A 13,327-nucleotide genomic window follows, 5' to 3' on the forward strand; every position below is an offset into this window, starting at 1 on the left:
TTATCATGACAAACAATCTTCAAAAGAATGGTATGACGCCGTTGTACGAACAGGTTGCTGATTGGATACGCAATAATATTTATAACGGAACATGGGGGTATGGGCAGCAGATAGATTCTGAAAACAGTATAGTGAATTTTCTAAAGGTTAGTCGTGGAACTGTAAAAAAGGCAATTGCAATTCTTTGTGATGAGGGGTTGCTGTCACAGGTACAAGGGAAAGGGACTTTTGTTACAGATAATAAGATTTCCTATCCACTGAGTAAGGGGCTTCTCTCTTTTGCTGAGGCTCTTGCTGAGCGAAATATTCAGTTTGAGACAATGGTAATAGAGGCTCATATTGAGCCGGCAAATCCTTACACAGCGGATCGATTGAATATTTCCCCGGGAGATGATGTCTTTTATTTGAAGCGTGTCAGAAGCGTTGATGGTGAGCCTGTCATGCTGATTGAAAATCGAGTAAATATTTCCTTGTGTCGGGGTGTTGAATATGTTGACTTTACCAAGGAATCTCTTTTTACTGCAATTGAACGAATTGCGGGAACAAAGATTAAGTTCTCGGAGAGTCAATATGCGGCTCGTGTAGTCGGCAGAGAGCGTGCAGCCTTCTTACAGGTTTCAGATGATGCACCTGTATTACATCTAGTTCAGTTAGTCCATCTGGATTCGAGCAAAGTGGTCGAGTTCGGCAACGTATGGCTGAAATCGAATCGATATTACCTAGGTACAGTCTATCAAAGATAGATATTCTAAAGGAGGGCTTTTGTGAAGATTATTATAAACGAAGATCTTGTTCAAACAGATGTTATTGCATCGACGCAGAATGAAATCTTTGAACAGTTGGCAAAGCCTCTCTATGATCTTAATCTTGTCAATGAGGGCTTTTTAGAGGGGGTAAGGAGACGGGAACAAAATTTTCCGACAGGGCTGCCAACAGAGCCCTTTGGGGTAGCTATTCCACACACGGATCCCGAATATGTCAAGCAGAATGCAATCAGTGTTGGCGTATTGAGACATCCTGTTACATTCACTGTCATGGGGACAGATGATGAAACCACAGATGTTCGAGTTGTATTTCTTTTGGCGTTAAATGAATCGCAGAAACAGTTAAACATCCTAAAAAGCATTACGGAACTGATTCGTGATGCAAAGCAATTGGAGAAATTGTTATCTTGTGATTCGACTGAAATTTATAAAATATTAGATAGCAAGTTGAAAGGAGAAATCTGATATGGCGAAGCATGTACTCTTTGTTTGTGCTACAGGTATAGCGACATCTACAGAGGTTGCAGAAAAGGTCATTGCTTACTGCAAAGAACAGGGCATTGAGATGACGCACCAACAGATCAATGTTGCAAGTGTTCCGGGGCATGATGGAAGTGCAGATCTGATCGTTTCAACGACGAATATCCCCTACGAAACAACAATACCTGTTGTTAAAGGTCTGCCTCTTATCACAGGCATTGGGGAAGAGAAAGTCTATGAGAAAATACGTGAGATCTTAAAAGATTGAAGCATAGCGTAAGAGTGAAAATGCTAAGATGTTGAAAGTATATTTATTTATTTTGGCAAGGAGGTAGGAATCGTGGAAGCATTTGGAAACACACTCTTGGAGATTGTCCAATTTATTTTGGGCATGGGACCGACGGTGATGCTGCCGGTTGTATTGTTCTTTTTCGCACTTGTTTTCCAAGTTCCTCTCGCTAAGGCGGTGCGTTCAGCATTGACTGTAGGTATTGGATTTGTCGGCATTTATGCTATCTTTGGAATTTTGACGTCCAGTATAGGTCCTGCTGCTCAAGCAATGGTTATCAATAGTGGCGTTAATTTGCCTGTGACCGATCTAGGGTGGCCGCCACTTGCTGCGATTACATGGGGAGGACCGATTGCAGCATTTGTTATCCCCCTGACGATTCTCATTAACATTGTGATGTTGGCATTGCGTCTTACCAAAACGGTAGATGTTGATATGTGGAATTATTGGCATTTTGCTCTTGGTGGGACACTCGTCTATTACAGCACGGGGAGCTTTTGGCTGGGACTTCTTGCTGCGGGAATTATTGCAGTGGTCATTCTAAAGCTTGCGGATTGGAGTGCCCCCATGTTGCAGCGTTATTTTGACCTTGAGGGAATTTCTCTTCCGACACTTTCTTCCGCGGTGTTTTTTCCCATTGGTTTGTTGGGTAATCTTATCATTGAGAAAATTCCTGTCATTAATAAAATCTCTATCGATCCGGCTACCATTCAGAAACGCTTTGGGCTTTTTGGTGAACCCATGATGATTGGGATTATTCTAGGCGTTCTTGTCGGTGTCATTGCGCAGTATGATCTGAAAGGCATCCTTTCTCTTGGGATTAATATCGGTGCGGTTATGTTTATACTGCCTCGCATGGTACGTATCCTTATGGAAGGATTGTTGCCGCTGTCTGACGCTATTAAGGGCTTCCTTAAAAAACGTTATCCGGGGCGTGAAGATCTTTACATTGGTCTTGATATTGCTGTTGCGATCGGAAATCCGGCGATTATTTCCACGGCACTTCTTCTTACGCCGATTGCCGTTATCCTTGCTTTCGTACTGCCTGGCAATGGTGTTTTGCCCCTTGGTGATCTTGCAAACCTCGCAGTATTCGCCTCTATGATTGTGCTTGCGACAAAAGGAAATGTTTTCCGGGCAGTAATCATTGCAATTCCCTGTATCATAGCAGATTTGTTTGTGGCAACCAATATTGCCGGATTTGTTACGCAGATGGCTGCAGATGTCAATTTCCAGATGCCTGCCGGATCGACAGGAATGGTATCGAGTTTCCTCGACGGTGGGAATCCATTCCGCTTCTGGGTGCTGAAGATTTTTGATGGAGATGTGATGGCGCTGGCCTTCATTCCGGTTATTGCAGTTGTTGTCTACGGTGTGTATCGTATGACGAAGAATGTTGTATATGCGGAGGGGAGCGACTGATTGTGCAGGCAGCAGCGGTCGTTATCGATGTAGGAACAACGAATACGAAGATTCTTCTGTTCGATACATCCACAGCTGAACTTTGCAGCAAAAGGAGTTTTCGCACACCGAAGATTATTATTCGTGATGAAGTTGATTTTGACAGTGCACTGTTATTTCAGAATATCACGGATGAAATCAAAAATCTCGCAATGGCCGGTTGCTGGCATATAGAGCATATTCTTATTGCTAGTGTCGGAGAGATGGGCGTTATTGTAGATGCAGCAGGGGCTCTTATGGGCCCTATGCTTGCATGGAATGATAGCCGAGGGAAAGAATATATCGATAGCCTTTCTTTCACAGATTGGCAGAGAATTCAAGAGATTACAGGATTGCCACCGCACAGTAATTACAGCATTGCTAAAATTAAATGGTTGGAACAACATTGCCATATTGCATGGGAAGAAGGACTGACCTGGCTCAATTTGCCGGATTATATTTCTTTTTTACTTACGGGTATTCGTCAGACTGTAAGCACGATGGCGAGTCGAACAATGGCGTTTGATTTGCGTCGTGGAGAGTGGTCTGAAGAGCTCATTATGTTGTATGGTGTGCCTCGGAGTATTTTTCCGCCTCTTGCTTATGGAGGAGATGTTGCCCACGTGATTGAGCTTTCCATGGCTCGAAGACTAGGTCTTGACGAAAACACGCGAGTTTCAGTGGTCGGACATGACCACATGGTTGGTTCTCTTGCCGTTGGACTAAAAGAAGGCGAGCTGCTTAATTCGACAGGCACAACGGAAGGGTTCTTGCGAATCTCCTCTGCATATCCGATGGGAGAGTGCGAGCGTTCGGCTAAACTTGCAGGAGGACGGTTTGTTTTTCCTGAAAAATTTACACTATATGGCTCCCTTCCGGCAGCAGGCCTCTCTTATGAATGGGCTCGTAAGATGTTTCGGCTTAGTCAAAAAGAGGCAGATCAAGTTTATATGGATCTGTTGGAGGATTATCGTGCAGGGAAGATGCAGAGTGCACAAGAACTTCTCTTTATTCCACACCTCGTCGGCAGCGGGAGTCCGGATAAAAACATTCATGCGCGCGGGATGCTTTATGGATTGACAGCGAATACAAGCATAAAAGATTTCTTTTATGCTGTTGCGCAAGGTGTTTGTATGGAGCTACGGCATCTGTATGATACATTTATCGGGAAAGATAATGCCGTTTCCTCTATTAAAGTTATTGGTCCTGCGACCAAAAATGATCTTTGGCTTCAACTCAAAGCGGATGCATTGAACCAAACCATATTTGTGACAGAGGTTGATGAGGCGGTCTCTTATGGTGCTCTTGTCTATGCATATCCATCGCTTGCCAAGCGTGTGCCAATGTCGGTGCGTGCCGTACATCCGAATGCAGAATATGCGGAGAAGCTCAATCGCCTGTATACAGCCTATATGGAACTATATGAAAGAAAAATAATGATGGAACATAGTATAGGAGGCTTCAAATGAAACTGATAAATGGCTTTGACTTGATGTCATATGCACAGCGCAGGAAACTTGTTCTTCCTGCATTTAATACGACAAATATGGAGATGACATTTGCCATTGTCAAAGGCTTGAATGCAGCAAAACTACCGGGATATGTTCAGATTTCATCCAATAATCTCCGCCTGTCCGATCCTGATACGATTGCATATTTAACGCGCCGCGCACAGGAAAATAATGATACACCGATTGGTCTACATCTTGATCATGGGAAATCCTATGAAGATGTATGTGCTTGTGTTAAGGCCGGATTCACCTCCATTATGATAGATGCTTCTCATTTGCCTTTTGAGGAAAATATTGCTGAAGTGCGGCGTGCTGTGGAATACTGTCATTTCTATAATCTTCCCGTGGAAGCTGAGCTGGGTTCTATTGGCGGGAAGGAAGATGATTTGGTCAGCGAAGCTGATGCGAAAACGGATCCCAATATGGTCGCAGATTTTGTCGAGAGGACAGGATGTGACACCCTTGCGGTTGCAGTGGGAAATGTCCATGGAATCGACGCAGTACCTCATATCGATTTGCCTCTTTTGAAAAAGATTGCGGAAATAAGCCCCGTACCGCTTGTACTTCATGGTGGATCAGGTATTCCTTTCGATATTATTCATGAAGCACGCAAATATAATCTTATTAAAATCAACTATGGTGCGGATCTTCGTCGAGTTTTTGTTGCTACGTATGGAAAAGCTTACGAAAAAAACCATAAAGAAAATCAGATTATCTCGATTAGTTTACAAGCTGTGGACGAAGTTGCCCATGTAGCTGAGAATCTTGTTCAGAAAATTAATGGATAGAAAAGATATAACTGTAGCTCGCTGTAAATTATGCAGCGAGTTTTTTGTTGAAGAGAGAACAGGACGCAGCAAGAAAGAGGCGGAGAAGCATGCGGCGGCTGATGCACTCAGTCGTATCAAGGGAGGGTAAGTGCATTCGTAACATCTTAAATTTCAATTAAACTTTCCGTTGGAGTACACATCAATTCTTGACTTTTTCGGCGTGCTTCGATAATATGATTCTGTTATGGCAGGGAGTCCCATGCGGATACCTGCCCTTCTTCATAAATATGGTTGAAATCAACATTTGTGGGGAATGGGAAAGAGGAGGTTTTTTATTTGTTTGAAAGCAGAAGAAGTCTGGGCGTTTTGGTCGTTGTGGTCTTTGTGCTCGCTGCGATGCTGAGCGGTTGCGGCAATAAGCAGGCAGGCGGCGCGCGTCCGACGGCAGTCAAGGCGATGAATGTTCTGCGTCAGGATACGCCGCTCACACATGTCTATGCGGGGCAGATTATGGGCACGGACGAGGTGCAGATCCGATCCCGTGTCTCCGGCAATATTGTTGAGAAATACATTGTGGGCGGACAGTTTGTTTCGGCGGGGCAGCCGCTCTATCGCATTGATTCCCGCCAGTATGAGAGTGCTCTCCTTCAGGCACAGGCGGTTCTTGCCCAGTCCGAGGCGACGCTGAACAACGCGCGTATGGATCTCGGCCGCTACCAGCAGCTCTATGCGAGTGCGGCGATCTCAGAGCAGACGCTCTCGACGCAGCAGGCACAGGTGAATGCCTACGAGGCGGCTGTAGCAGCGAATGCAGCACTTGTGCGTCAGGCGCAGGAAAATCTTGACGACACGGTGATCTATGCGCCGATGTCCGGGCAGCTCTCCGTGGATGATGTGGCAATGGGCACGTTTGTCTCGGCGGGTACGACGACGCTCGTCTCGATGGGTACATCGAACCCGATCTTTGCCCAGTTCAGCCTCTCGGAGAACGAGTATCTGAACTTTGTCGAACAGGCGGCAAAGACGGGCGGTATCGGCTCTGTTGTCGTGGAGCTGACACTCTCGAACGGTTCGAAGTATCCGATCATCGGGCACATCGTAACCTCCGACCGTGCGCTTGCACAGCAGACGGGCACACTCACGGTCAAGGCACTCTTTGACAATCCGGACGGGCTGCTCCTGCCCGGAATGTTTGCGCGCGTCAGTCTCATTGGCGACACGCTGCCGAACGCGATCCTCGTTCCGGAGCGCGCCGTGCAGCAGCTTCTCGGCAAGTCCTTTGTCATGCTCGTAGGACCGGACAACAAGGCGGTTGCCCGCACCATCACGCTTGGCGATAAGATCGGCAGCTATTATGTGGTCAAGGACGGACTTGATACCTCGGACATCGTCGTGGTCGAAGGGCTCACGACCCTTCAGGAGGGTGGCGATCTTGCGGTGACAATGGTGACGGCGAACGAGATGGGATTCTCGCTTGAGGAGGATTCCTCCATGTTCAATACGCGTGAGCTTACGCCTGCGCAGTAAGGAGGAGATCCTTTGGCAAAGTTTTTTATTCATCGGCCGATCTTTGCGATTGTCATTGCGGTGATGATCGTCATCATCGGTACGATTGCAGGATTCTCCCTGCCGATCGCACAGTACCCGCAGATCTCTCCGCCGACGGTTGCTGTCTCGGCGAACTATGTCGGTGCGAGTGCCGCTGTCGTCAATGAAACGGTGGCGCAGGTCATCGAGGAGCAGATCAACGGTACGCAGGGGATGGACTACATGAGCTCCACCTCTGATGATACGGGGCGTTACAGCCTCTCTGTTACGTTCGATGTCGGCACGGACGGCGATATGGATGCCGTCAAGGTGCAGAACAATGCGGCGGGCGCAAATGCCAGCCTGCCGTCCTCTGTGCAGGCGGCGGGCGTTACGACGCGCAAATCCTCGGGACAGATGGCGTACTTCGTCTCACTCTACTCCGAGGACGGCACGTATGACCGCGCCTTCATGAAGAACTATGCAACGCTCTACTTCCTCGATGCAATCAAGCGCGTCAGCGGCGTGGGCGAGGTGCAGGTATTCGGTGCGGACTATGCGATGCGCGTCTGGATGAACCCCGACCGCCTCGCGGAGCTTGGACTGACTGTTGCGGACATTACACGGGCAATCAACGAGCAGAACGTACAGGCACCTGCCGGAACCGTTGGCGGTATGCCGACGCAGAACGGGCAGGAAAAGCAGTTCACGGGCAAGGTGCAGGGGAGACTTACGACCCCTGAGGAGTTCGGCAACGTCATCATCGCCTCGGGTAAGGACGGTACGTTTGTCCGTCTGAAGGATGTCGCACGCATTGAGACGGGGCAGCGTCAAAATAGTATTGTTGCGAAATTTAACGGCTACCCCGCCGTCGGCTTTGGTATTCAGCTGACCTCCGACGCGAACGCGATGATTACGCTTGCCGAGGTGCGCAAGATCCTCGAGGAGGCGCAAAAGACCTTCCCGCCCGGACTCAAGATGAAGTCGGTCTTTGACAGCACGGACTACATCAATGCGTCCATCAAGGAGGTTGTGCATACCTTCCTTGAGGCACTGCTGCTCGTCGTGCTCGTCATCTTCCTCTTTTTGCAGAGCTGGCGCGCGACACTCATCCCGCTGCTCGCCGTGCCCGTGTCCCTCATCGGTACATTCGGCGCGTTCGTTCTGCTGGATTTTTCCATCAATACGCTGACCCTCTTTGCAATGGTGCTTGCGATCGGTCTCGTCGTCGACGACGCAATCGTCGTCATCGAGAACGTCGAGCACCACATGGCGAGCGGGCTCACGCCGATTGATGCAACGGAGCGTGCGATGTCGGAGGTGCAGGGTCCTGTTGTCGCGATTGCCTTCGTGCTTGCGGCGGTCTTTGTCCCCGTTGCCTTCCTCGGCGGTATGATGGGCGTGCTCTATAAGCAGTTTGCGCTCACGATTGCAATCTCAATGGCGATTTCTGCCTTCGTCGCATTGTCGCTGACGCCCGCGCTCTGTGCGCTCATGCTCAAACCTAAGAAAGAGAATGGGACAAAGAGCGTTCTCGACCGCTTCTTTGACCGCTTCAACAACTGGTTTGATGCGACGCGCAAGGGCTATGTCGGCATCGTCAGCAAGTTTATCCGCAAGGCGAGGGTTGCATTTATCTTCCTCCTCATCGTCTGCGGGCTCACGGCGATCATCTATCGGAATCTGCCGACCACGTTTGTCCCCGAGGAAGATCAGGGCTATCTGCTGGTCGCGATTCAGCTGCCGTCGGGTACGTCCACGAACCAGACGCAGAAGACCGTGGACAAGATCCAGCAGGCGGCACAGCGTGAGATCAAGGGGCAGAGCGCCGTCATGTCCATCAACGGCTTTGACATCCTCGCGGGCGGTGCGAACTCCAATGGCGCGGTCGTCTTTGTCGGCATGAAGGACTGGTCGCAGCGTGCAGGACTGGCTGAGTCCGTTGCCGCTGCGGTCGGCACCATGTTCCGCGCCGGCGCAATGGAGGCGCCCGAGGCACTCGTCATCGCCATCAATCCGCCCGCGCTGCCGGGTCTCGGCAATGTCGGCGGCTGGTCGCTGCAGCTGCAGGACATGACCGGTCACTCCGATACCGAGCTCAACGACATCGTGAATGCGATTCTTGCCGAGGCGAATACACGCCCCGAGCTGCGGGGCGTGCGGACGACGTTTAAGATCAACGCACCGAGCTATCAGTATGAGATCGACCGCGAAAAGGTCAAGAACCTCGGCGTTCAGCTCTCGGATGTATTTACGGCACTGCAGGTCAACTTCGGCGGCTATGAGGTCAATGACTTCAACCAGTTTGGGCGCACCTACAAGGTCGTGCTGCAGTCCGACGTGACCTATCGCACCGAGGCAGAGGCAGCGAAGTTTGTCTTTGTCAAGAACTCGCAGGGCGGCATGGTGCCGCTTGATACCCTCCTCAAGCCGAAACTCACAACGGGACCGACGCAGATCAGCCGTTTCAACGGTGCGCGTTCCATCCAGATCCAAGGCAGTGCAGGGACAGGCTACAGCTCGGGCGATGCGATGAAAGCCATCACCGAGATTGTCCAGAAGCACACAGGCTCCGGATTCAGCATCGAGTGGTCGGGGCAGAGCCGGGAGGAGCAGAAGTCGGCGGATTCGACCATGCAGGTGCTTGCACTCTGCCTTGTATTCGTCTTCCTCTGCCTTGCGGCACTCTATGAGAGCTGGAGCGTACCGTTCGCCGTTCTCTTTACCGTGCCGACGGGCATCTTCGGGGCACTCTTCTCCGAGTACATCCTCGCGACGATCTTCGGCATGATCGGCATTCCGGCAGCGGGCTATCAGAACAGCGTCTATATGCAGATCGGCGTCATCATGGTCATCGGTCTTGCGGCAAAGAACGCGATCCTGATTGTCGAGTTTGCCAAGGTGCGCGTTGACCGCGGCATGGATCCCCTCAAAGCGGCGATTCAGGCGGCGGGGCTGCGTCTCAGACCGATCCTTATGACCTCGTTCGCGTTCATCATCGGCTGTCTGCCTCTCTGCATGGCATCCGGCGCGGGCGCTGCGGCGCGTAACGGCATGGGCGTCGCCGTCGTCGGCGGCATGCTCTTTGCCACCGTCCTCGGCATCTTCCTCATTCCCGTGTTCTATGTCATTGTGGACCGCATCACGCGTATGTTTGGAATTGGCAAAAAGGCAAAGACGCGCACGGCGGATGATTATATGTAACTCACTCAAACTTCGCATATCAAAAGGATATCTCCATCCGAGACGGAGGAAGGGGGCGCGCAGCGAGCAAAAAACGGGGGATATGTACCCCCCGTTTTTTTGCTATCAGAATTGACGGCTACTACGACGAAATATTGGAACAGGATCACGTCTGGCGATAAAAGGCCAAAACTTCATACGGCCTGAGACATTCCTCCATACTGGGGTAGTTGCCGAGGAGTTTTTGCGCGTCTGCAAAGTCCTGCAGAAAAGCATGGCGCAGCCGAACGGACGTGGGGCGGAAATTGCAGAACACCGTCAGCCGTTCCCCTTGCCATGTGCGCTCATAGGCGATCACGTTGGGATTGTCCTCCTCGATCAATCGAATATCCCCCTCCGCAATGATGGGCATTTCATGGCGCAATTTGATCAGGAGCTTATAAAACGCCAGAATGGAGTTTTCGTCCTTTTGCGCCGCTTCCACATTGATCGCGGGATAGTTTTTCGCCAGAGGAATCCATGGCTTTTTCGTGGAAAAGCCTGCGTATTGCTGGGCAGACCACTGCATCGGAGTGCGACCATTGTCACGGGAGCGGGCGGCCAGAATCTTCAAGGCATCCGCCTCCGCTACGCCCTGCTCCAAAAGGGTGCGATAGCAGTTCAGGCTTTCCACGTCCCGATAATCTTCGATGGAGGTGTAGCAAGCATTGGTCATGCCCAATTCTTCCCCTTGATAAATGTAGGGCGTGCCGCGCATCAGGTGAATGCAGGCCGCGAGCATTTTGGCAGATTCCACGCGGTACGTTTCCTCATCCCCCATGCGGGAGACGATGCGGGGCTGGTCATGGTTGCACCAAAAGAGCGCATTCCAGCCGCCCGCCTCGGCCATGCCCGTCTGCCATGCAGAGAAGAGCTGTTTAAGCTGAGCCATGTCCGGCTCCATCAACGCCCACTTGTCCCCGTCCTTGTAATCTACCTTCAGGTGATGAAAGTTGAACGCCATGGATAGCTCGTGATTGGCAGGGCGGGTGTAGTGGATACAGTTTTCCAGATCCGTGGACGCCATCTCACCAACCGTCATCATATCGTCAATGCCGGCGTTTTGCACAAGTTCCCGCAGATATTCGTGAATATGCGGCCCGTCGGCAAAAAGCCGCCGTCCCAGTCCCTTGGTATCATCTGCAAAAACCTCCGGTTTGGCGATGAGGTTGATGACATCAAAGCGGAATCCGGCCACGCCCCGCTCCTTCCAAAACCGCACCACATTGGCGAGTTCTTCCCGCACGTTTTGATTCGTCCAATCCAAATCCGGCTGACTTACATCGTGCAAATGCAGATACCATTTGCGCAGGCGCGGCTCCCACTGCCACGCGCTGCCGCCGAAAGCGCACTGCCAGTTGGTCGGCGGCTCGCCCGGATCGTCCGCGCTTTTTTTATTGCGGCCGTCACGCAGGATATAGTAGCGTTGGTATTTTTCATCGCCGGCCAGTGCCCGCTGAAACCACGCGTGCTGGTCGGACGTGTGGCACAGCACCATGTCCAGCATGATTTTAAGCCCCTTGGCATCGGCGGCCTGCACCAGTGCATCAAAATCCGCCATGGTGCCGAAGTGAGGGTCGATGTCCAGATAATCGGCTACATCATAACCGTTGTCCTTTTGCGGCGAGACGAAAAAGGGGGTAAGCCAACGGTAGTCCACGCCCATATCCGCTAAATAATCCAGTTTTTCTGCAACGCCCCGCAGATCCCCCATACCGTCCCCGTTGGAGTCCTTGAAGGACTTCGGGTAAATCTGATAAACCACTTTGTTCTTGAAGTCTGCCATCGTGTTTTCCTCTCCGTACATCAGAGGCGGGGGCATCGTCATGCGTTTGACGATGCTCCTGCTTTTTGTTTGCTCAAAACGATGCGATCACCGTTTCTCCGGTTTTGCCGATCATACCCGTGTGGAAGGCAAAGGTCTCCACGCCGTTTTTGTTGGTGATGACACAGATGGTCACATCGGGATGACCCGCAGCCCTGATTTTCTCGCGGCTGAAGGTGAGCAGCGGCGTTCCGGCTTTGACCTCATCCCCCGTATGCACGAGATATGAGAAGCCGTCGCCCTGCATATCTACCGTATCAATGCCCACATGGAGCAGAATCTCCACGCCGTTCGAGAGCGTCATGCCCACCGCATGGCGGGAATCCTCCATCAGCATCATGATTTTGCCGGAGACCGGGGCGCAGAGCGTTTCGCTGACGGGGCGGATTGCCAGTCCCTCGCCGACAATGCCTTCTGAGAAAACGCCGTCGCCCACTTCTTTGAGAGAAATTACCTCCCCGTCCAGGAACGCCGTGAAGTCATGCTCGCTTTCCATTGCGTTCACTGTCACATTCTCCTCTGCAGCGACGGTCTCTGCTGCTTCGGGCTGTGCCTGCTTGTCGATGCCCTTCTTTTTGCCCACAATAACCGTCAGGACAAAGGGCACTGCAATGGCGACCATCATCGCCATTGCAAACGTGGGCATGGTCTGGGGCTGCATGGAGAGAATGCCGGGGATGCCACCCACGCCGATGGCGTTCGCCGTGGTGCCCGTGGAGACGCAGAGGACAGCGGCGCAGGCCGAGCCGGTCATGCCGCAGATAAAGGGGAAGAAGTACTTGAGGTTGACACCGAAAATCGCCGGCTCCGTCACGCCCAGATAGCATGAAACCCATGCGGGGACATTGACTTCCTGCGCGGAGGCATTGCCCCGCTGCAGGTACATCATGCCCAGTACGGCACTGCCTTGGGCGATGTTGGATAGGGCGATCATCGGCCACAGCATGGTGCCGTGATAGTCGGCGATCAGCTGCAAGTCAATGGCGTTGGTCATGTGATGCAGACCGGTGATAACGAGCGGCGCATAGATGAAGCCGAAGATGGCGCCGAACACCTCGCGGAAGGAGCCGGTGATGCCGCTGAACACGACGCTGGAAATCGCCGAACCGACTGTTCTCGAACAGGTAAAGCTGATCGATGCAGTTGCGGAAACCGAGGATAAGTCCCCCGGTGATGATCGCAGGAATGAGCGGTGCGAAAATCTCTGCGGTGATGGCCGCTGCCCGCTGCAAGATGTTCTGGTTCCGCCTTATCTATACAAGTCAAGGGAAAATAACGTTTTGAATAAAATTTTGGGACTATGGCAACTGTTACGGATTCGCGATGCGTACTCCACGCAGAACCCTCGTTACGCAAGCGGACGTGTGCTCGTCCGCCTAAATACCTGCGGATTCCAAACGCGCTGCGCTTGAACGATTAAAATCCGCAGGGGGCGGGTCGCACACTCTACGCCGCTTGCTCCACTAGGGTTTGCTTAGGAGTACTGCATTTTCTTTTGT

General features: G+C 51.5%; 12 protein-coding genes. 10 read left to right on the plus strand and 2 right to left on the minus strand.

Annotation, left to right across the window (positions count from 1 at the left end; genetic code table 11):
• Positions 1 to 5: 5 nt before the first annotated feature.
• The 9 genes from HMPREF9081_RS06445 (at position 6) to HMPREF9081_RS06480 (ending at position 9,985) form a co-directional block, all read left to right on the plus strand.
• Positions 6 to 743 carry a GntR family transcriptional regulator gene (locus HMPREF9081_RS06445; RefSeq protein WP_040394687.1) on the plus strand — a complete coding sequence of 246 codons (738 nt, stop codon included), beginning with the start codon at positions 6 to 8 and terminating at the stop codon, positions 741 to 743.
• A 21-nt stretch (positions 744 to 764) separates the two neighbouring features.
• On the plus strand, positions 765 to 1,229 hold the full coding sequence (locus HMPREF9081_RS06450; protein ID WP_006306299.1) for a PTS sugar transporter subunit IIA: 465 nt from the start codon (positions 765 to 767) through the stop codon (positions 1,227 to 1,229).
• Between the two features lies 1 nt (position 1,230).
• Positions 1,231 to 1,512 carry a PTS sugar transporter subunit IIB gene (locus HMPREF9081_RS06455; RefSeq protein WP_006306300.1) on the plus strand — a complete coding sequence of 94 codons (282 nt, stop codon included), beginning with the start codon at positions 1,231 to 1,233 and terminating at the stop codon, positions 1,510 to 1,512.
• A 72-nt stretch (positions 1,513 to 1,584) separates the two neighbouring features.
• A complete protein-coding gene (locus HMPREF9081_RS06460; RefSeq protein ID WP_006306301.1) occupies positions 1,585 to 2,955 on the plus strand; it encodes a PTS galactitol transporter subunit IIC in 1,371 nt (456 codons plus the stop codon).
• Between the two features lie 2 nt (positions 2,956 to 2,957).
• Complete coding sequence (locus tag HMPREF9081_RS06465) at positions 2,958 to 4,442, plus strand: FGGY-family carbohydrate kinase (RefSeq protein ID WP_006306302.1); 1,485 nt, start codon at positions 2,958 to 2,960, stop codon at positions 4,440 to 4,442.
• Positions 4,439 to 5,272 carry a class II aldolase gene (locus HMPREF9081_RS06470; protein ID WP_006306303.1) on the plus strand — a complete coding sequence of 278 codons (834 nt, stop codon included), beginning with the start codon at positions 4,439 to 4,441 and terminating at the stop codon, positions 5,270 to 5,272. The genes HMPREF9081_RS06465 and HMPREF9081_RS06470 overlap by 4 nt, the downstream gene beginning before the upstream one ends.
• Positions 5,265 to 5,402 carry a putative dsRNA-binding protein gene (locus tag HMPREF9081_RS14810; protein ID WP_218916823.1) on the plus strand — a complete coding sequence of 46 codons (138 nt, stop codon included), beginning with the start codon at positions 5,265 to 5,267 and terminating at the stop codon, positions 5,400 to 5,402. Before HMPREF9081_RS06470 ends, HMPREF9081_RS14810 begins: the two co-directional genes overlap by 8 nt.
• A 248-nt stretch (positions 5,403 to 5,650) precedes the next feature.
• The gene (locus HMPREF9081_RS06475; RefSeq protein WP_425358246.1) at positions 5,651 to 6,781 is read left to right on the plus strand and encodes an efflux RND transporter periplasmic adaptor subunit; all 1,131 of its coding nucleotides are present in this window, start codon (positions 5,651 to 5,653) and stop codon (positions 6,779 to 6,781) included.
• A 12-nt stretch (positions 6,782 to 6,793) separates the two neighbouring features.
• On the plus strand, positions 6,794 to 9,985 hold the full coding sequence (locus HMPREF9081_RS06480; RefSeq protein WP_006306306.1) for an efflux RND transporter permease subunit: 3,192 nt from the start codon (positions 6,794 to 6,796) through the stop codon (positions 9,983 to 9,985).
• A gap of 145 nt (positions 9,986 to 10,130) precedes the next feature.
• Here HMPREF9081_RS06480 and treC read toward each other — a convergent pair whose 3' ends face one another.
• Positions 10,131 to 11,789: an alpha,alpha-phosphotrehalase gene (gene treC, locus HMPREF9081_RS06485; protein WP_040395517.1), complete on the minus strand. Its 1,659-nt coding sequence runs from the start codon at positions 11,787 to 11,789 to the stop codon at positions 10,131 to 10,133.
• Positions 11,790 to 11,862: 73 nt separating this feature from the next.
• On the minus strand, positions 11,863 to 13,011 hold the full coding sequence (locus HMPREF9081_RS06490; protein ID WP_154647294.1) for a glucose PTS transporter subunit IIA: 1,149 nt from the start codon (positions 13,009 to 13,011) through the stop codon (positions 11,863 to 11,865).
• Between HMPREF9081_RS06490 and HMPREF9081_RS13850 the strand changes: the two genes are divergently transcribed.
• Positions 12,902 to 13,240 carry a hypothetical protein gene (locus tag HMPREF9081_RS13850; RefSeq protein ID WP_154647295.1) on the plus strand — a complete coding sequence of 113 codons (339 nt, stop codon included), beginning with the start codon at positions 12,902 to 12,904 and terminating at the stop codon, positions 13,238 to 13,240. The two genes, HMPREF9081_RS06490 and HMPREF9081_RS13850, sit on opposite strands and share 110 nt — an antisense overlap.
• Positions 13,241 to 13,327: the final 87 nt, after the last annotated feature.

It is taken from the genome of Centipeda periodontii DSM 2778, from assembly GCF_000213975.1.
Taxonomy (GTDB): Bacteria; Bacillota; Negativicutes; order Selenomonadales; family Selenomonadaceae; genus Centipeda; species Centipeda periodontii.